At 56.1% G+C, this 18,699-nt stretch carries 12 protein-coding genes; 3 read left to right on the top strand and 9 right to left on the bottom strand.

Features of this window, described 5'->3' with window-relative positions; all coding sequences use genetic code 11:
• The first annotated feature begins 61 nt into the window (after nucleotides 1-61).
• On the top strand, nucleotides 62-637 hold the full coding sequence (locus ACYVHB_RS19125; RefSeq protein ID WP_461053385.1) for a phosphatase PAP2 family protein: 576 nt from the start codon (nucleotides 62-64) through the stop codon (nucleotides 635-637).
• A 205-nt stretch (nucleotides 638-842) separates the two neighbouring features.
• Nucleotides 843-1,922 (top strand): glycosyltransferase family 2 protein, encoded by a 1,080-nt coding sequence (locus tag ACYVHB_RS19120; RefSeq protein WP_461053384.1) that lies wholly within the window; start codon nucleotides 843-845, stop codon nucleotides 1,920-1,922.
• Between the two features lie 104 nt (nucleotides 1,923-2,026).
• On the opposite strand, the gene ACYVHB_RS19115 is transcribed toward ACYVHB_RS19120, so the two are convergent.
• The 4 genes from ACYVHB_RS19115 to ACYVHB_RS19100 form a co-directional block, all read right to left on the bottom strand.
• Nucleotides 2,027-2,611, bottom strand: coding sequence for a class I SAM-dependent DNA methyltransferase (locus ACYVHB_RS19115; RefSeq protein ID WP_461053383.1), 585 nt, complete (start codon nucleotides 2,609-2,611; stop codon nucleotides 2,027-2,029).
• Nucleotides 2,612-2,619: 8 nt separating this feature from the next.
• Nucleotides 2,620-4,095 carry a carotenoid oxygenase family protein gene (locus ACYVHB_RS19110; RefSeq protein ID WP_461053382.1) on the bottom strand — a complete coding sequence of 492 codons (1,476 nt, stop codon included), beginning with the start codon at nucleotides 4,093-4,095 and terminating at the stop codon, nucleotides 2,620-2,622.
• A gap of 30 nt (nucleotides 4,096-4,125) precedes the next feature.
• Complete coding sequence (locus ACYVHB_RS19105; RefSeq protein ID WP_461053381.1) at nucleotides 4,126-5,151, bottom strand: SDR family NAD(P)-dependent oxidoreductase; 1,026 nt, start codon at nucleotides 5,149-5,151, stop codon at nucleotides 4,126-4,128.
• Between the two features lie 131 nt (nucleotides 5,152-5,282).
• Nucleotides 5,283-6,272, bottom strand: coding sequence for an alpha/beta fold hydrolase (locus ACYVHB_RS19100; RefSeq protein WP_461053380.1), 990 nt, complete (start codon nucleotides 6,270-6,272; stop codon nucleotides 5,283-5,285).
• A 391-nt stretch (nucleotides 6,273-6,663) separates the two neighbouring features.
• Here ACYVHB_RS19100 and ACYVHB_RS19095 point away from each other — a divergent pair, with 391 nt between their 5' ends.
• On the top strand, nucleotides 6,664-9,810 hold the full coding sequence (locus tag ACYVHB_RS19095; RefSeq protein WP_461053379.1) for a PA14 domain-containing protein: 3,147 nt from the start codon (nucleotides 6,664-6,666) through the stop codon (nucleotides 9,808-9,810).
• Nucleotides 9,811-9,832: 22 nt separating this feature from the next.
• Here the strand turns inward: ACYVHB_RS19095 and ACYVHB_RS19090 are convergent, their stop codons facing one another.
• The 5 genes from ACYVHB_RS19090 to ACYVHB_RS19070 form a co-directional block, all read right to left on the bottom strand.
• Complete coding sequence (locus ACYVHB_RS19090) at nucleotides 9,833-11,152, bottom strand: gluconate:H+ symporter (RefSeq protein ID WP_461053378.1); 1,320 nt, start codon at nucleotides 11,150-11,152, stop codon at nucleotides 9,833-9,835.
• 13 nt (nucleotides 11,153-11,165) lie between these two features.
• On the bottom strand, nucleotides 11,166-12,488 hold the full coding sequence (locus ACYVHB_RS19085) for an McrC family protein (protein ID WP_461053377.1): 1,323 nt from the start codon (nucleotides 12,486-12,488) through the stop codon (nucleotides 11,166-11,168).
• Nucleotides 12,488-15,937, bottom strand: a complete 3,450-nt coding sequence (locus tag ACYVHB_RS19080; protein ID WP_461053376.1) for a VCBS repeat-containing protein — start codon at nucleotides 15,935-15,937, stop codon at nucleotides 12,488-12,490. The genes ACYVHB_RS19085 and ACYVHB_RS19080 overlap by 1 nt, the downstream gene beginning before the upstream one ends.
• Before the next feature lie 34 nt (nucleotides 15,938-15,971).
• Nucleotides 15,972-16,685 carry a hypothetical protein gene (locus ACYVHB_RS19075; RefSeq protein WP_461053375.1) on the bottom strand — a complete coding sequence of 238 codons (714 nt, stop codon included), beginning with the start codon at nucleotides 16,683-16,685 and terminating at the stop codon, nucleotides 15,972-15,974.
• A 143-nt stretch (nucleotides 16,686-16,828) separates the two neighbouring features.
• Nucleotides 16,829-18,685, bottom strand: a complete 1,857-nt coding sequence (locus tag ACYVHB_RS19070; protein WP_461053374.1) for a RagB/SusD family nutrient uptake outer membrane protein — start codon at nucleotides 18,683-18,685, stop codon at nucleotides 16,829-16,831.
• Between the last annotated feature and the right edge of the window lie 14 nt (nucleotides 18,686-18,699).

Below are 18,699 nucleotides of genomic sequence, written 5' to 3'. Positions count from 1 at the left end.
TAGTACCGAGCGAAATACTCAGTATCTACCGTTTCCTTTCTTCCCCTATCTTTTCGCCCCCATGCGCGAAACCCTCAACCAACTCGATACCGATTTCTTCTTGTGGCTCAACGGCCATTTTGCGCCCTGGCTCGACCCGCTCATGATCTTCGCCACGGAGCGCAATAGCTGGTTTCCGTTTTATGCCCTGCTCATCGGCTGGCTCGCGTTCCGATACCGCAAACAAGCCATCTGGATTATACTGACATTGGTCGCAGCCATTGTCATCAGCGATCAGACGGCATCGGCCCTGCTCAAACCGCTGACGCTCCGGCTGCGACCCTGCCACGTTCCGGCCCTGCAAAAGCTGATTCATCCCATGCTGGATTGTGGCGGGCAATACGGCTTTGCCTCGTCGCACGCGGCCAATACGTTCGCGCTGGCAACGGGACTTTGGCTGTTGACTGGCAAGCAGTATCCGCTAACGAAATGGCTTTTCGGGTGGGCGTTCATCGTGTCCTACAGCCGAATCTACGTTGGGGCGCATTACCCGCTGGATGTGTTGGCGGGGGCGGGGGTTGGGGTACTGGCGGCTGTCGTTTGCACGGCCATTCACCGTCGACTGCGCAGGCGGCTTAGTCTACAAAGCCTACTGTAGTACTGGTCGTTCAGGAAGGCTTTCCCGTAATTGATCTGAATCAGGCCAACATTCATCCAATACACCTGGTTATACATGCTATCATACTCCGCGAGTACAACCCATTTCTCAGGAGTCGAATGCCCGTATGCAACCCGATATTGACCGACCAGCAGCGTACCCAATAAGTAGACAGTATTTATTTGACACAACCCCACCTTCATCAGTGCTGTCTGTCAGCGTTGTTGTTCCGGTGCGTAACGAAGCCCATCATCTGGTGCAGACGCTCGACGCGCTGCGCAACCAGCGTCACCCGGACGGGCAGCCCCTTAATCCGGCTACGTATGAAGTGTTGCTGCTGGCCAACAACTGCACCGATCAATCCTATGCCGTGGCTCTCCGGTATCAGCAGCGCTACCCGGCGTTCTCCCTGCACGTTGCCCAAATTCAGCTCCCCCCTCATAAAGCCAACATCGGCACCGTCCGGCGGTTGCTCATGGACGAAGCGTTCCGACGGCTGACCTGCATAAACGGCGGCTGCGGTATCATTGCCTCCACCGATGGGGACACCGTTGTGGACCAGTGCTGGGTGCATTACATCATGCTCGAAATCAGCAGAGGGAACGACGCCGTTGGGGGGCGAATTCTGACCCAGCCCGATGGCAGTCAAATGCGGCTGTATCACCTGCGCGACGTGCTGTACCGAACGCTCATTGCCCAGACGGAAGCCCTGCTGGACCCCCGCCCCCACGACCCCTGGCCGCGTCATTTTCAACACTTCGGAGCCAGCATTGCCGTCACCTGCCAGATGTACCGCCAGGCGGGTGGGCTGCCCCAGAAACCATATTTAGAAGATGAAGCGTTTTACAAAGCGCTGTTGCGGACGGATGCCAAAGTACGGCAAAGCCCACATGTTAAGGTAATTACGTCAACCCGGACGGAGGGCCGGGTGGCCATTGGCTTCTCGGAGCAGTTGCGGTACTGGTCCAACATGGTTCGGCTGAACAAAGATCAGGTTACCGAACCAGCCGAAGCCGTTATCACGCGGCTGCGTAACCGGCAGCGCCTGCGAACCTGCTGGAATGCACGCGACCAGGCCGACCAGACCGATGCGTTGCTGCCCATCGCCACCGACCTGCTGCTCGACCCGGAATGGCTGCACCGCATGATCTACAAAAGCGCATTCTTCGGGCAATTGTGGGAACAGATCGAAAAGAAAATGATCACGGGCGATTGGGCTAAAACGTGGCGTCCTGTTCCCATCACAACGGCTATTCAGGAACTGCGGACCTTTTTAAGGACGTAGTCTAATGCGGTATCCTGGTGGTGCGTATCCTGGACGTCCACGTCCGGGCGAAAAAACATATTCTTCGCCCGGACGTGGACGTCCAGGATACATACGACCTAATCCTACCCCTTCTTCTCAAACAGATCCAGCCGGTATTTATCCGTGCGCTGATTCAACAGATGCGTCAGCGGTTGCCCATCGCCCGATACGGCCATGAACTGCTCGTGGACCTGATCGCCGGTGAGGGGGTAGTCGGGTACGACGGGCGTCCAGTGCACCAGCAGTAACTGCCCACCCGAATTCAGGCGGTCGAGCATGTGTTGCCGCGCCCGTTGCAGATCGGCCTCCATCAGATAATACCCCACCTCCGACAGTAGAATCAGGTCGTACCGGTCGTCGGGAAATTGAGCCGGAATGCTCATCTGACCAATTGTGACGTGGTTGTACGAAACCAGCCGCTGCCGGGCCGTTTTTAGGGGTAACTCGCTGGCATCCACCGACAGTAACCGGTCGCACCGCCCGGCCAGCATCTCACTCAGTACGCCGATGGAGCAGCCAATCTCGAAGGCATTAGTGTACCGTTCCTTCGGCAAAGCGGCCATGGTTGCTTCGTATTTTGTCCGTTCGTAGGGGCTCGTCGCAAACGCCCAGGGATCTTCATTTGCCTTATAAACGTCGTCGAAATAGGTTGTTGGTAGGCTGGTCATAAATACAGCTAATTAGTATAGATAGTGCCTTCGGGAAGCCATAGACCATGAAAGCCCAGCGGTATGTTGTGTGGTAATCGCAGCCGGGCAATGGGTCGCAAATCAACGGCGTCGGCCACGACCAAATCCGTCGTTCGGGAGGGGGCATGATAGCGCAGGTACAGCAGATAAGCATCATCTTCAGCCGCGCTGTTAGTGCGGGGCACCACGATAGGTTCACTTGTGAGCGTGTCAGCATCGTGGCGGTGAATGCCTTTGCCCGTTTGCACGTCAATTTTCACGATGTGATCGAGTAATGGACTGCCCGATGTTAGCGGACGGCCAATGCTCCATGAGTAGCGATACGGACGACCCGTGAGACCGGGGTGAGTTTCGGGCAGTTCACCCTCATACTCGGCTAAGGGTTCCCAGTCGACGGTTTTTTTGGTCAGGTCAATGCGGTAACGGACAAACCGGGCCATGGGTTGATCGTCGGGAACGTTGCCCGCCAGATACGCCTTCATAGCCGCCGATTCGGGATAATCGGTCAGTCTCAGCCCGTCGACTACCAACGTCCCATCGTCGGTCTGGTACCCGTTGATGAAGTGAAAAACGAAACAGAAATCCGTCTGGAGCCGGTGAATGGTGCCCGACGGATCAACCACCAGCACCAGCGTCGGATGGGCGCGGTTTACGCGGATCGACGCGGCCGGGGAAGTTAATCCCGTCAGCGCACGGGACATATCGAAGGCAACGGGCGTCAGAAAAAAAATCTGGTGACCACTTTCGGTCAGGACAAAATCGTGGGCAAACGTCATGTCGTCCATCAGGATGACCTGCGTGATGCGGGCGTTTCCGTCGGGGCTGACTTCGTACAATACTAACCGTTGCTTCACGCCCGGCACCGTCCCGAAATTATACAGTATCCCCGTTGTCGGATGAAGTTTGGGGTGCGCCGAAAACGACAGTTCGGGGGCGATGCGTCCGTCGAGCCACGAGAAACGATTTTGCAGCACCCCACCGTAATCATACCGGTCGATGGTGGCCAGCGTGTCGGGATTGATGCGGTGGGGCAAACCACCTTCCCACAGGGCCATCATCTGACCACCGTGCCAAATGACGCTGGTATTGGCCGTGTTTTTGAACTGGAGTTTGAAGGCGTTTTTTAGGAAGCCACCCGGAATGTTCGTCCCAAAACTGCGGTACAGCATTCGTCCGGCCTTTTCTTCCTCGACAAACTCTGCCGTGCGCACGTAGCGGTTACGATAACGCACGGACTGCCCATCGAACGTGAATTTGGCGATCATCCCGTCGCCGTCGAACAGATGATCGTACCAGACGCCCTGGTGCGCAAAACGGCCATTTCCGTTGCGATACAACGCCCCAAGGAGATCGGCAGGCAACGCTCCTTCCACCAACTCCAGTACTATATCGTCGTATTCATCAGTAACACAACGATTGGTCTGTACGTAGTCGTGCAGAATGGAATAATGCTGAACAGGCATGGCGATACGGCGGAATGAGTAGTATCGACGCTAACGAACTGTTTCGTTGTTCTGTTCAGCAGCCTCGTCGGTCAGTTGCGCCACGAACGATTCCGACAGAGCCGTTTCGCTGTCCCGGCCATACGCGCGTTGTTCGCCAATGCCACCGGGGTCAGGCAGCGTCTGGTTCACCACCGCCATCAACTCACCCATTAAATTGGGGGCTACATTCTGAAGGGCCGCGCCGAATTTGGCCGGAAACGTAATAATTCGTTCGGCTTCACCGTGGCGGCAGGCGTCGATGATTTCGCGGGCGCAGTCGTCGGACGCAATGGTAAACAGCGGCAACGAATCGCCAATCTTGAACCAGGCGTACTCTTTCTCGTTCTGGCCTTTGAAAATAGCGTTGCGTGGGCTGCCCGTGCGAATCAGGCCCGGACAGATGGTGGTGACGTAGATGTCATTTTTCAGCAGTTCGGCCCGTAGCCCTTCCGAATACCCAACGAGCGCGAACTTACTGGTCGAGTACGGCATCAGGTGCGGCACCGCTACTTTGCCCCCGAACGACGCGATATTGACAATCCGCCCGCCCCCGCGTGCGAGCATCTGCGGCAGCACGGCGTTAATCATGTGAAAAGCCGCCCAGAAATTAACGTCCATCGCATCCCGGAAATCGTCTTCCGTCGCGTGTTCGTAGGGCGTCACGATGATGGTCCCGGCGTTGTTGATGAGCACATCGACCGGCCCCACCGACTGCCGGACGGCTTCAACAAACCGCTCCACCTGCCCTTTGTCGGTGATGTCGCAGACCTGAGCAAACACGTCGATGCCGTACTGTTGCAATTCGGACTGAGCGCGGTCGAGTTCATCCGCGTCGCGGGCACAGATGGCGATATTCGCTTGTTCGGCGGCTAATTGACGGGCCAGTTCCAGCCCAAGCCCGCGCGAGCCGCCGGTGATGAGTACCGTTTTGTTCTGAAAATCAAGTTTCCGTTTCTGCCCCAGCAGGAGCTTTGTAGCCGCCCAGGCACCAACGCCGATCAGCGTCCATCCGATTGTTTTTGTTACGATACTCATGGGTTTCCATACCGTTAATGAGACTACGTAACGCAACAGTCGGGCCGAAGGTTAGCAGATTCGAGTATATGGCGTGTCGCGCAGTTCGTACCGTGTGCGGGTCAGCACCGACCAGATGATGGGGAACGCACTTACTGACCCAAAAACTTACTAATCTCCGTTCGGACTTTTGCTTCCTCGCAGGAGGTGGCTAAGTGCCCGCACTCCCCGGTGAGTTCGACCAGCGGCACCTGTAGAGCGCGGGCGAGTTCGGTAGCCGGGCCGGGCGTTACCATGTGGTCCTGCGTCGCCACAATAATCATCAGTTTGGCTTTGATCGTTGATTTCAGTTCGGCGGGAGTGCGGCCCCGGTAGATGTCCTGCCCAATCATGGCCCGTAACTGCGACGCCCAGTTGAACGGATCGAGACCGCCGTAGCGCATCTCTGCTTTTCGGACAAAGTCCGGTTCATCTTCAGCTTTCAGATGGCTTAAATAATAGCCGGGCGTTGAGAGATTGAGTTCGTGCAGGTCGCCCACCGTTCGCATGGCTTCGGCCGAGAAGTTGCCGCGCTCCAGAATCGTCAACTGCGTTCCCCAAAACAATTTGTCATAGCTGCTTTGCTTAGGTGTCCCGACAATGGGCACTATTTTATCGACAAAATCCGGGTACGACACGGCCCACTCAAACGACTGCATCCCACCCATCGAAATACCCGTAACGGCGTATAGATGGGTCAGCTTCAGCGTTTTGGTCACCAACTCGTACTGCGACCGGACCAGATCGCGGATGCTAAATTGGGGAAACTGCGCCCCCGGCTGGGCGGTGCTGCTGGAAGGCGACGAGGAAACCCCATTACCGATGGCATCGACCACAATGGTGAAGTACATCGTGCTGTCGGCTAAGCCGCCGGGATTCGCCACGAATGCTTTCCCCGCCGACGTACCGCCGAACCAGGTTGGCACCAGAATAGCGTTGGAACGGTTGGCGGCCAACCGACCGTAGGTTCGATAACCAATGCGACAGTTCCGAATAGTTTGCCCATTTTCGAGCCGAAAATCACCCAAATCAGCGAAGCGCTGCTGGGTAAAAGCAGGAAACGAAACAAATAGGAACAGCAGAAAATAAAAGGACTTGGACATGAGTTGGCACGGTTAGTTCTGATGGGCAGAAAAGAGGGCCAACTCTCGTTCTTACTTTTCGGCTGCATCATCAATCGCTTAGCATAGGTAACATCGTCCCGTCGAGACCACGACGGTAGCTGTCCGGCGCAGTCATAGCAACCAGACCGTGAAAAATTTCATACTAATACCCTTCAAGTTTACTTAATCTGATTATAGTTAATTTTGTATAATCAATTCAGATTATTTATTCACCTAAAGGCATACTTATTGTACGGTAGATTTCAACCGATCTACTATGTACGTACTCCGTCTTGTTACTGCTACCCCCTCAGCCGTACGCAATCTAAAAAACAGACATCTCGTCTCAATCTCCGTACCCATACGCTATTGTCTGGCTCAATTACTACTGATGGGCGCGTTGGCTCTAAACGTCTCCGCTCAAACGATCTATTACGTCGCTGCCGACGGAAATGACAGCAACGACGGACGCTCCGCCAGCCATCCTTTTTTGCGTTTAGCCAGCATCAACGCCCTTCAACTCCAGCCCGGCGATCAGGTTCTGCTGCGCCGGGGCGACACGTTCCGGGGTGAGTTGCTGATTCGCCAGTCCGGTTCGGCGGCTCAGCCCATCGTCATCGATGCGTATGGCACCGGCGCCAAACCCGTGCTGAGTGGCAGCGAGCCATTGACCAACTGGACTAATTTGAGAAACAATCGCTGGCAGGCTACCTGCTCCGGCTGCACTGACCGCGTAACGGGCCTCTACCGAAATAACAGTGCCCTGCCCCTGGGCCGATACCCCAACCTCAGCGACGCCAATAAAGGATACCTGACGGTGCAATCGCACACGGGCAAAACGCAGTTCACCAGTCAGCAACCGTTATCGACCAACTGGACGGGTGGGGAGGCCGTTTACCGCCCGGTGCCCTGGATTTTGAACCGGGCCAATATTACCGGGCAAACGGGCAACACGCTGAATCTGGCTGGTTCCGGGAATTATGACATCAGCGACAACTGGGGCTATTTTATCCAGAATCACCCGGCCACCCTCGATCAGGCAGGAGAATGGTACTACGACCCGGCCAGCAAAACGATTCTGTTATATGACAACCAGACAAACCCGAACGACCAGGCGCATACGGTCACCGTCTCTGCCGAAGCGGTGCGGATATCCGGCGCGTCGTTCGTCAGTATTCGCAATCTGCACATCACCCAGGCGCTGGCTACCGGCCTGCTGGTCGAGAATGGGTCCAACCTCGTACTTGCCAACAACGAAATTACCCAGTCGGGCGAGGATGGCATTGCTATTCGGGGAGACGGCAGTCAGGTCGTGCTGGAAAACAACCTGATCGAAAACAGTAACAACAACGGTGTGGGCATAGCGGCCTACCAGAACGTCACCGTCCGGGGCAACACCATCCGGCGCATTGGTCTGACTGCGGGCCGGGGCAAAAGTGGCGACGGCACCTACGTCGGGTTTCAGTCGGCCTCCACGGCCAACACCCTGATTGAAGATAACGTGTTCGACAACATTGGCTACAACGCCCTCAATTTCTCGACCAGCACGACCATTCAGCGCAACCGGATCAGCAACTTTTGCCTGGCCAAAAGCGACGGCAGCGGCATTTACATCTGGAACGGCAACCAGCAACCCATGAATGACATTCGCATTCTGTCGAACGTTGTTTATAACGGCATTGGCGCTCCCGAAGGGGCACCGGCGGGTACGTACTCCGGAGCCAATGGCATTTACCTCGACGATTGCACCACCAACATGGAAGTAAGCGGCAATTCGGTGTCCAACTGCCGGGGGGCGGGCATCTACCTGCACGGGTCGTCCAACATCAGGCTAACCGGAAACACGGCTTACAACAACGGTGAGGGGCAGTTAGCCATCCTAAGCGCCAACGGCTGCCAGCCCCGCACAAACGTGATTCAGGACAATATTCTGGTGAGCCGGTTGGCCGACCAGTTCACCGTCAAGTATGAGTCGAACCAGGATGATTTAAGTAGTTACGGTCAGTTCGACAACAACGTGTATGCCCGGCCGTTCGAGGATACGCGCAAGATTTTAGCCGTTTATAACCGAACCACCGGAGCCGCCCTTTCGCTGGCCGAGTGGCAAAACCGGTATGGCAAAGACCCGACGTCGGTCAACAGCCCTATCACCTACCCTTCCGGCAACCCGGACGACTACATCAACTACCTGGTAAACCCAACGGCTAATCCGGCTCAGTTTTCGCTGAGTGGCCGGTATCGCGATGCACGTAACAACGCCCACAGCGGTCAGGTGACGGTACCGGCGTTTTCGTCGGTGGTTTTGCTGAAAGAGATCGCGCAACCGTCCGTGGCACTGCGTGACCCGGAGAATCCGGCCGATGCAGCAATGGGTTTGGACTACCAGTACTACGAAGGAACCTGGGACAACCTGCCTGCCTTCGACGCCCTGACGCCCGCCAGGACCGGTACGATTGCCAGTGCTGACCTCGCCATTCGCAGCCGGGACACTAACTTCGCGCTCCGCTACAAAGGCTACATAGATGTACCTGCTGATGGGGTTTATACATTTTATACGGCTTCCGACGATGGCAGCAAACTGCTCATCGGCTCAGCCGAAGTAGTTAATAACGACGGGCTTCATCCGGTAGTAGAAAAGTCTGGAGTAGTTGGCCTGAAGGCGGGGAAGCATGCGTTCACTGTTCTTTATCTACAGCGGGGTGGTGGGCAGGCGCTGACGCTGAGTTACAGCGGGCCGGGCCTCAACAAACAGGTCGTTCCAACAACTGCTTTTTTCCGCATCTCTGCTGGAGATCCAGCCGGAGGAACAGGCACGGGCCTGCGGGCGGAGTATTATAACAATCAAAGCCTGACGGCACCCATTGTCCTAAGCCGGATTGATGCCACAGTGGATTTCGACTGGGGCACCAATTCACCGGCTCCCGGCATCAGCGCCGACAATTTTTCAGTTCGCTGGACGGGTCAGGTTCAGGCCCCGGTCAGCGGCAACTACACCTTCGCCACGCGCTCCGACGATGGCGTACGGCTGTGGGTCAATGGTACGCTGCTCATCAATAACTGGACGGGCCATGCCCCAACGACCAATACCGGACCATCTATGGCGTTACTTGCCGGTCAGCGCTACGACATTCGGATGGAGTATTTCGAGGGGCCGGTTGGTGCCGTAGCGAAGTTGTTGTGGGACTATCCGGGTCAGGGTCGGCAGGCCATTCCCCAGCGGCAGCTTCATCCGGCTGGCAGCGGTGGTCGGGTAGCCGCCGTTGCGTCCGGCGCGTTCGGTTCCGACGCGGCAGTGGTGGTGTATCCCGTTCCCACCCGCGACGAAGTTCGGGTGCGCTACCTCGCTGATGCTGCGGGCGACGTGACGTTGCAACTGATTAGCACGGCCGCTCGTCCGGTTCTTCGAGAAACGTACTCAGTCGTTCGGGGTGAGAATCTACTTCGTGTTCCGGTGCAGGACCTGCCCCGCGGCATGTACTTACTAACGTTGCTACAGGGTCAACAGCGGACAACGCGCAAAATCGTGCTTACGGACTGAGCATCCTGATTTGCCTGCCCACTTACACGACCAGATTCAGGGCCAGCACACCCAGCAGCCCAACGATGGACACGATGGTTTCCATCAGCGACCAGGTGCGGATAGTTTGGCCGATGCTCAGGTTGAAGTACTCCTTGAAGAGCCAGAAGCCCCCGTCGTTGATGTGCGAAAACATCAGGCTCCCCGAACCAATAGCCAGCACCATCAATTCGGGCTTGATGGCCTGCGACTGCACTAATGGCAGAATAATACCGACCGTCGTCAAACCGGCCACCGTTGCCGAACCCACGCAAACCCGAATGAAAGCGGCCATGCCCCAGGCCAATAGCAAGGGCGGAATGGCCACGTCGGCGAGTAAACTACCAATGTACTTGCTGGTGCCGCTGTCGCTGAAGACCTGCTTCAGTGCCCCCGCCCCGGCAATGACCAACAGAATCGGAGCAATGGCTTTCACGGCTTCTTCGAGGTCCTTGGTAATTGCTTTTATGGTCTGCCCCTGCCGGATACCCAGCAGATACATGGCCGTTAGCACGGACAGCAGCATACCGATGTAGGGCTCGGCCATTAGCGTGACGACGGTTCTCAGGGGCGATTCGCCGGGGGGTAGGGCATTTTTCAGCGGGCCGAATGTCGTCAGCAGCAACACCGGCAGCAAGGCCGCAAAAAAGCTAACACCCGTCCCCGGCAAGTTCTGGGTGGGGACTTCACGAATATTGAACAGGTCGCGGTTGGGGCTCGCCTTGATGTGCTTCAGTGTTTTGCCGAATAACGGCCCGGCGATGATGATGGCCGGAATAGCGACAATGATTCCATAGATAAGCGTCTGCCCAATATTGGCGTTGAGCTGGCCCGCCACGGCCGACGGTGACGGGTGGGGCGGCAAATAGCCGTGGGCGACGGACAGGGCCGACAGCATCGGCACCGCCACCGACATCAGGGGCAGCTGGGAAGAGGCCGCGATGGTAAAAATCAGCGGCACCACAATAATGAACCCGGCATTGTAGAACAGGGGAATACCAATAACGAAACCCGCCAGAGCCAGACCCCAGTGGATGTTTTTGATGCCGAACCAGCCAATCAACACATCAGTAATCCGCCGGGCAGCTCCACTTTCGGCCACCAACCGGCCCAGCATCGCTCCGAAACCGATAATCAGCACCAGTTCGCCGAGTGTGCCGCCAATACCGGACTGGATTGACTTACCAACGGCGACAACGTCCATACCCGACGCCAGCCCGATCCCCAGGGCAACAATAACGAAGGAAATGAACGTATCTAAGCGGACAAAGGCAACTAAGAAAACAAGGGTGAGAATGCCAATGAGCGTGAGAATGAGCGGCATGAAACGGTAGGGTTTAAAAAGGCAAAGCGTACCGGGCCAGTTTTTCTACTTCATCAGCCAGCGGCTGCACCGGGTCGAAAGGCACAACGTGCAGCCGCGTAGCAGCGTCATATTCGAACACGGGCAGCGGCTCGCGGAAGGTGTCGTTGGCCGGATAAATCAGGAACAAATCATTAGCCGCGTACTTCTTGCCGTAGGCGTACAGTTGGTACAGATCGGCTTGCTCGATGCCGTAGTTGCCGGTGGCCGGAGTCGCGCCCAGCGCCTGACCGTTTACCTGCTGCCATTTGGTGTCCAGCACCAGCGTTCGACCGCTTTGCCGGATGAGAATATCGGGTCGGAGTCTGAACTTAGGTTGTCCGCTGTGCGCATCGACCAAATGGGCCGATGATTCCTGCACCGTCACGACACCGGCACCGGGCCAGTAGCTGCGAACACCGTGGGCGATGTAATCTTCAAACACCCGCTGCATGGGAAACAGCAGCGACGGGCTAACGAACTGTCCTGAATGGGTTTGAGCGGGGGTTACGCCAAAGGCCCGACCGCCGAGCAATGCTTCCGCCCACCGCAGTGCCGGTTTGTACCGATGAAACAGGCGGGACGCCGAAACGCCAGCCCGTTGCTGAATGGCAACTAAATCGTCGGGCAGCGACGGGGACGCGGGCACTTCGTCGAGCGCCCACAGCAGTTGCCGGATGCGCTGCTGCGTTGTTGCGCTGACGGGCTGGTTCTGCACGTAAGCCAGGGCCGTTTTCAGAACCCGGTTGGCGGGTATATTGGTCGTTAGCCGGTCATAGGCCACGGCTAATCGTTCGGCATGGTGGGCGTTTTCGCGCTGGTGCCGGGTCGCCTGAAACTTGCCTTTCCAGAAACGCTCATTTTCTTCAACGGACACATAGGTGGGTTGCAGCCCCTGCCGAACCAGCGATTCCAGCGCATCCAGAAATAAACTGATAAATACCTCCCAGAGCGGCAGGCGGGTAGCTTTGGTATGAGCGGGCGTCAGGGTTTGGAAGGGACTGTGCCGCAGGTGACGCAGCATGGAAAGCAGCACCGGCCGGGCCACATCAGTCGCTCCAATTTTGGGCAAAATTTCAAGTTGCGTCCCGTCCGATAATTCCAGCAGTCCGGCGTAGTTGTGAACGCGGATGATTTCGCGGCCCTTTTGCACAAAAAAAGTCAGTAACCCGTCGGCACTGCTCCCCTCAAAAGCCAGTTGCTTCAATTGCCCAAACGTCTCATCTGGTACGAATAACTCAGCGAGGTTGCTAAGGCCATCCAGAAAGTCAGACTGCTTACGAATTAAGCCAAATTCACTGATCAACAGGCTTTTCATCAGTTACGAGCCAACGGACGATTGTCTAAAGTAGGTTTTGTTCCGACCGGTTGATACGCCCGAATCGGTTGCTGATTGATGCCGATCAGCAGTGTGTTGCCCACGGACAGTACGCTCCGCACGTCGCCCGACAATCGGAAACCCGATTCCGCCTGGGGAACTGCCGTGAATCCGCCCCGGCCATTACCCCGCAGCAACACACCACTGTTGGCATCCGACCGACCAAAGCGCAGCCGTGCCTGGGTAGTATTGCCGCAGAGCAGCAGGTCTCTGTGGCCGTCCCGGTCGTAGTCCAGCGATGTCAGCGTAAAGACCGGCGCGACCTGCGCAGCCATCGGCAGGGGCACCTCGGTCAGTTTACCAGCGGGTGTGCTGATGAAACAGGTCGTCTGGAAATGGTTGGCGCTTAGTCGTTTGGCATCCTGTAGTTCGTCGGTCGTGAACACGTCGGTGAGCGTGGCATTGGCGTAGCTGTCGTAGTTGATGAAGCGTTTGCGGAGCATCCCGATCTGGTCGAGCAGTTCGTCGCGGGTGGCGTGCGGATAAGGCTTACCCTGCACGTACAGGCACAAAACCGGGTCTACTTTGCCGTTATTGTCGAAGTCTTTGTACACTAATTCGGCCGGTTCACGGTCGCTGGCCCGGCATTGCGTATTTAGTCCCTGATTGCCCACGACTAAATCGGGCCGACCGTCGCCGTTCAGATCATTGACCAGCAGTTTATTCCACCAGCCCCGGTATTGTTTGCCAAGGAAAGCCGTCGTTTGGTTCGTGAGTTTGATTCCGGCTCCATTTACCAGACCAAATACGGTAACGGGCATCCACTCCCCCACCACAACGAGTTCGGGCTTGCGGTCGCCGTTGAGATCGGTCCAGGCCGCATCCGTCACCATACCAATTTGGGCTAAAGTCGGGGCTAACTGGTCTGTCTGATCCGTAAAATGAGGTTGGCTGCCCTGCCCCTTGCCGTCGTTGATGAGCAGGTAGCTGCGGGGCGTTTCGGGGTAGCGACCCGGCACCACGCGCCCACCCACGAACAAATCTGGGCGGGCGTCGCCGTTGATATCAGCCACCCGAACGCAACTTTTACTGGTGCGCATCACGGGCAGTGCGTCGGGACTTTTGGTAAAATTACCTTTCCCATCGTTCAGGTAAAGCCGGTCCTGCAAACGCGGGTCGTCGGGCCCAAAATCGCCGTAGCCACCGCTGCACACGTACAGATCGGACGCGCCGTCGCCGTTCGCATCGAAGAAGATGGCGTCGGTGTCTTCGCCTGCTTTGTCGAGCTCGAAAGCCGGTTGCGGCAGGCGGATAAACTGACCCGATGCCTGCTGCACGAGTACGCTCCCGGCCTGTCCGCTGCTCCCACCCACAAACACATCTTCGCGCCCGTCGGCGTTGACATCAGCTTTGGTCATGCACGGTCCACTAAACGACAGTGCAGTAACCAGCAGCGTTTGCCGCTTGAAGTCGTTGGTTGTGCTGCCCGGATGAGTGTAAGCCAGCGGGGCTTTCGTCTCTTGGAACAACGTCGGTTGGGGCCGGGGAGTGCGGTAATTCTGGCGGGCGTCGGTTTCGCGTACCGTCAGCATCTGATCCGCTTTTACGGTGGTGAGCAATTGCTGTTTACCGGTCGGCCACACCACCCGCAACGAGTCGATACCCGCATCGGTGCCCAGCCCGAAATGCAGCCGGGGCGACACGCTCGACTGGTAGCCCTGGGTTAGCATCTGCTCTACGTACTGCCGTTTGCCGTTCCGGTACAGCGTCACGTTTGCCCCGATTCCCTGCGTGTTGGCTCCAGCGCCCATTAGCTTCAGCGCGAGGTAATGATTTTTGCGCTGTTTGGTCGCTTCGTTCCGATAAATAAAGGCCGGTTGGTTCGTGTTGTTAACGATCAGGTCCAGGTCACCATCGTTGTCTAAGTCAGCGTAAGCAGCCCCGGTGCTGTTGGACGCCTGCGTCAGTCCCCAAGCCGGGCCAGCATTTTCAAAGCCTACATCGCCCGAACCACCCCGATTACGGAATGCGTAATCAACGACATTGGACGACGGCATCCGCTTCACCAGTTCCAGCACATCTTCCCGACTGGGATTCGAGGGCCGGTTCTGCATAAAATCCGTCATGTATTTCAGGAAATCCTGATTGGTATAGTCGCGCACGTACCCATTGGTCACGTACAGGTCTTTCCAGCCGTCGTTGTCATAGTCGGCAAAAAGTGGTGCCCAGCTCCAGTCGGTATTTGAGATGCCCGCTAATTGCCCGGTTTCCTGATAGGTCCCATCGCCGTTGCTGATTTGCAGCATGTTCCGCATGTTCTGGTGGTGAAACCCCGATGCGACGCTGAGGGCGTACTTTTCGTAGTTGTCGGGAGCCAGCAGCAGTTTCTGCCGCCGATTGTCTTCGGGCAGCATATCGAGGGTGAAAATATCGGGGCGGGCGTCGTTGTTGACATCGGCCACGGCGTTGCCCATCGAGAAATTAGAGGTATGGCCGACGCTCGTTTTTAGCTTATCAGTAAATGTCCCATTCTGGTTGTTGATGTATAAATAATCAGGGACGCCATAATCATTCGACACGTACAGATCGGGCCAGCCATCGGCGTTCAGGTCCGAAACGCCAATGCCAAGCCCATAGCTCAATACGGAACTGCTCAGTCCTGACCGCTCCGTTACGTCGGCAAACCGGTTGCGCGTGTTGCGGTACAGTCGAACGCCAATCTCCGGATTTGCCTGTTTCAGCAGCGACAACGTAGCGGCAACGTCGAGAATGGGCAGCAGCCGGGGGTTGTGATTGAGTTGAAACAAGTCGAGATCACCATCGCGGTCGTAGTCGAAAAACACAACCTGCGTGGTCTGAGCGGGCTTATCCAGCCCAAATTCGGCCGTTCGATCCGTAAAGTGCGGAATAGCCTGCGCGTCGGGACCGTCGTTGATGAACAGTTCGGGTATGCGGTTCTCGGGACGGACGGCTCCCGAATGACAGACGTAAATATCGAGCCGCCCGTCGCCATTGACGTCGGCCATGGTGACGCCGGTTTTCCAGGGACCCTCGCGCCCGGCCACGCCCGCCACGGCCGTGACATCGGTAAACTTCATTGGCCCCCGGCCGGGAGCGGTCTTATTGAGGTACAACTGGTTGGGCACCATGTTGGCCGTGAAGTAGATATCGTCCAATCCGTCGCCGTTCAGATCGCCGACCGCCACGCCCCCGCCGTTGTAAAAGTACTCGTACATGAGCACGTTGGTGTTCAGCCCTTCGGTGAGGTTATTGGCAAACACGACGCCGGTCTGATCGGGCGAGAGCAGCGTAAAAAGTGGGGGGATGTCAGACTTCTCAATTGGGGATTCGTCGGTTGATTTCTGTTGGCAACCGCCAGCGACGGCGATGACGATAAGGGATAACAGTACTAATGACGGGTGCTTAAACAAAGAGTATATTGAATTCATGTAGTGTAAAATTCCTGAAGCACAAGCCGCTACGTTACGATAGTTCACTACAAAATTGAATCAGTTTTTTCAAATCAGCTTCTTCCGTAAACTGAACCGGGTTCTCGTTTAAATACGTCTCAATGGCCCGTTTGTGCTTTGAAAAGACTTTAAAAATAGCGGATTTATTAATCAGATAATACCGGTCATTCTGATCCACAACGAAATAAGAAACCTCTTCCTGAATCATCTGATCGCCGGTCGCCCCAATGCGGTGCATTGAACTGTTGTTTGAATACGGCTGAACGGTCGCTACCGACGATGCCCCGGACGATTGTCCATAAGCCACCTTTTTTTCGGTACGCATTGACTTTATAACCACCTGCTTCGCCAATTTGACCGATCCATGGTCGGCAATCACTTCGGGACATCCTTTTCCCGGATTGACATAAAACCGGTTGGTGCCGATGGTGACATACGCAACATTCTGTTCATCGGCCAGCGCGAGTGTATCGCCTTTTGGGTCAATAAATTGCATCTCGCCCAGCAGTCGATTGTAGTTGAGCTGACCCGCCCCCGACACGCCGTTTCGGTACACGACAGTACCGGTCGTAAATTGCGGATAGCGATACCGGTCGGCCATGGGAATGGCATTTGCAATGTTATCGCCTGCCTTGACCCGCATCTGTTTTTGCGCCTGCACTCCGGTGCAGAAGGTTACCAGGCAGAGCAGCGTAAGTAAGGCGTTGTTTGTTCTGATCGTGTTCATTTTTCAGTTCGTTTGAGTTGACAAAGGTTTTTTATAGTACGGCAATTTACAGCTTGTCACCCAATAAAAAACAGGGTAATCAACGCAGACGAAATAGATTCGACGACTACGATAATTACCCTGCTTTTCAATTCAGCCAGCGCTTAGTACCCCGGATTCTGCACTAATTTATTGTTCCGGTTTATCTCGTCACGGCGAATGGGTAGAAAATACATCTTGTCGGCCCACTGACGATTTTCCTTACCCGGATCAATTTCGACTACCCGATAACTGTAATCATAATTGATAGGATCGTACCTATACAAACTAACCGATTTGCCGGGCTTCAACGTCCCATTGATGCTGATGTAGTTTGCTTTCCGTGCCAACGTTGTCGGCGCAATCATCCACCGACGGGCATCGTGATACCGCTGCTCTTCAAAAGCCATCTCCACCCGGCGTTCGTTGCGGTAGCGTTCCCGCAGGGCCGCGCCCGATTCGGTGAAGGCGGGCATCCCCGCCCGGAAACGGACTTTGTTGAGCCACGTGCGGGCTTCGGCGTCCTGCCCTAACTCAATGCAGGCTTCGGCGTAGTTCATGACGGCTTCGGTATAGCGCAGAAACGGCCAGGGAATCTGCTGAAATCCACTCTGATCGACCAGCGTTGGCGTGGGGTCGGTGAACTTACGCATGTAGTAGCCGGTGTAGCTGCCGTTCCAGTCCTCGACGGTGCTTTTGCGGGTGTCCAGTCCGAAATGCGTCACCTTCTTACCCGCAGCATCCACAACCTCATAGGTACCCGTTTGAATTTGGTTCACCGGGTCTTTGGTCGCGACATCGGCCGTGCGGGGCTTCCAGGTGGCTCCGTCGAACATGATCGACGCATACATGCGCGGGTCACGGTTCGCGTAGGGCGTCCCGGCCTGTTGGGCATTGCTCCAGCTAAACTTAGTGCCATCCATCATCTCGTAGTCATCCACGAAGTTCTGAATGGGTGAGTTGCCCGCCCAGTTGTGGTAGCCATTCGGACCGTTGAACAGGCCCTGCCGCCCTCCGCCTTCCTGCTTGGAATTAATAAAGTAGCGGGCAAACAGCAACTCTTTCTCGCCCCCGTTTCTCGACAGCGACGCGTTCATGTAATTCATCGTTGCCTCTTCCTTAGCCGCCGGGGCAGTCAGCGTCAACTGATACCCGTAGTTAGTCAGATCCAGCACGGCTTTGGCCGCGTCCTTCGCCTTCTGCCAGCGCTCGGCGCGGGTTCCGTTCGTCAGGCTAACCAATTCCGGTTTAGCGAAAGCCGCGTGAGCCGTCGATTTTGCCTTAGCCGTGGCCGCATCATACAAATCACTGGCGGCATACGTCAGGATACGTGCTTTCAGGGCCAGCGCAGCCGCTTCGTTTGCCCGGCCCGCTGCCAGCGTTTTGCCTTTCAACAGTTTGGCCGCTTCGTCGCAGTCCTTCACAATGAAGTTGATGCACTCTTCCATCGTGTTGCGGGGCTCTAAGTAATCGGCCTCACCCAGGTCATACGGGCGGTCGATCAGGGGAACACCCCCGTGATAGCGTACCAACTGCTGGTAATAATAGGCCCGCATGAACAGAGATTCTCCCCGTAAGCGGTCTACCATCGCTGCATCGTTAAACTGGGGCTTCTCCAAATTTTTGAGTGCCAGGTTCGACGCCCTGATGCGCAGATACATCTGTTGCCAGTCAATCGTATTATTGATCCAGCCCGGATCGGCCGGGTTTGAACGGGATTCCGTAATCGTTGTAATGTTCCGACCCGGGTGGGTGAAAATGGTTTCATCGGTTAGCGACGCCAGCATCTGCTCGTCCAGTCCGCCATTTCCTAAGCCACCGTAGATGTTCGTAACAAAAGCTTCGGCTAAGGCAGCATCCGACCAAACGGCGGATTCCGGCACCTGATCCAGTGGTTTGGTATCCACAAAATCGTCATTACAACCCGTAACCGCTACTGAAGCGAGGACGACGGCTAAGAATATGTTTTTAAAGTTGTTCATGAAATTCGATGATT

The sequence above is a fragment of the Spirosoma arcticum genome (assembly GCF_054779955.1).
Note: the sequence above shows the minus strand (reverse complement) of the source record. Positions and strands in the feature narration are given on the sequence as shown.

Coding starts and splice junctions, on each gene's coding strand:
- ACYVHB_RS19125 (WP_461053385.1), top strand. CDS start 62: ATGCGCGAAACCCTCAACCAACTCGATACCGATTTCTTCTTGTGGCTC.
- ACYVHB_RS19115 (WP_461053383.1), bottom strand. CDS start 2,611: ATGACCAGCCTACCAACAACCTATTTCGACGACGTTTATAAGGCAAAT.
- ACYVHB_RS19095 (WP_461053379.1), top strand. CDS start 6,664: ATGGGCGCGTTGGCTCTAAACGTCTCCGCTCAAACGATCTATTACGTC.
- ACYVHB_RS19080 (WP_461053376.1), bottom strand. CDS start 15,937: ATGAATTCAATATACTCTTTGTTTAAGCACCCGTCATTAGTACTGTTA.
- ACYVHB_RS19110 (WP_461053382.1), bottom strand. CDS start 4,095: ATGCCTGTTCAGCATTATTCCATTCTGCACGACTACGTACAGACCAAT.
- ACYVHB_RS19075 (WP_461053375.1), bottom strand. CDS start 16,685: ATGAACACGATCAGAACAAACAACGCCTTACTTACGCTGCTCTGCCTG.
- ACYVHB_RS19090 (WP_461053378.1), bottom strand. CDS start 11,152: ATGCCGCTCATTCTCACGCTCATTGGCATTCTCACCCTTGTTTTCTTA.
- ACYVHB_RS19105 (WP_461053381.1), bottom strand. CDS start 5,151: ATGAGTATCGTAACAAAAACAATCGGATGGACGCTGATCGGCGTTGGT.
- ACYVHB_RS19100 (WP_461053380.1), bottom strand. CDS start 6,272: ATGTCCAAGTCCTTTTATTTTCTGCTGTTCCTATTTGTTTCGTTTCCT.
- ACYVHB_RS19070 (WP_461053374.1), bottom strand. CDS start 18,685: ATGAACAACTTTAAAAACATATTCTTAGCCGTCGTCCTCGCTTCAGTA.
- ACYVHB_RS19085 (WP_461053377.1), bottom strand. CDS start 12,488: ATGAAAAGCCTGTTGATCAGTGAATTTGGCTTAATTCGTAAGCAGTCT.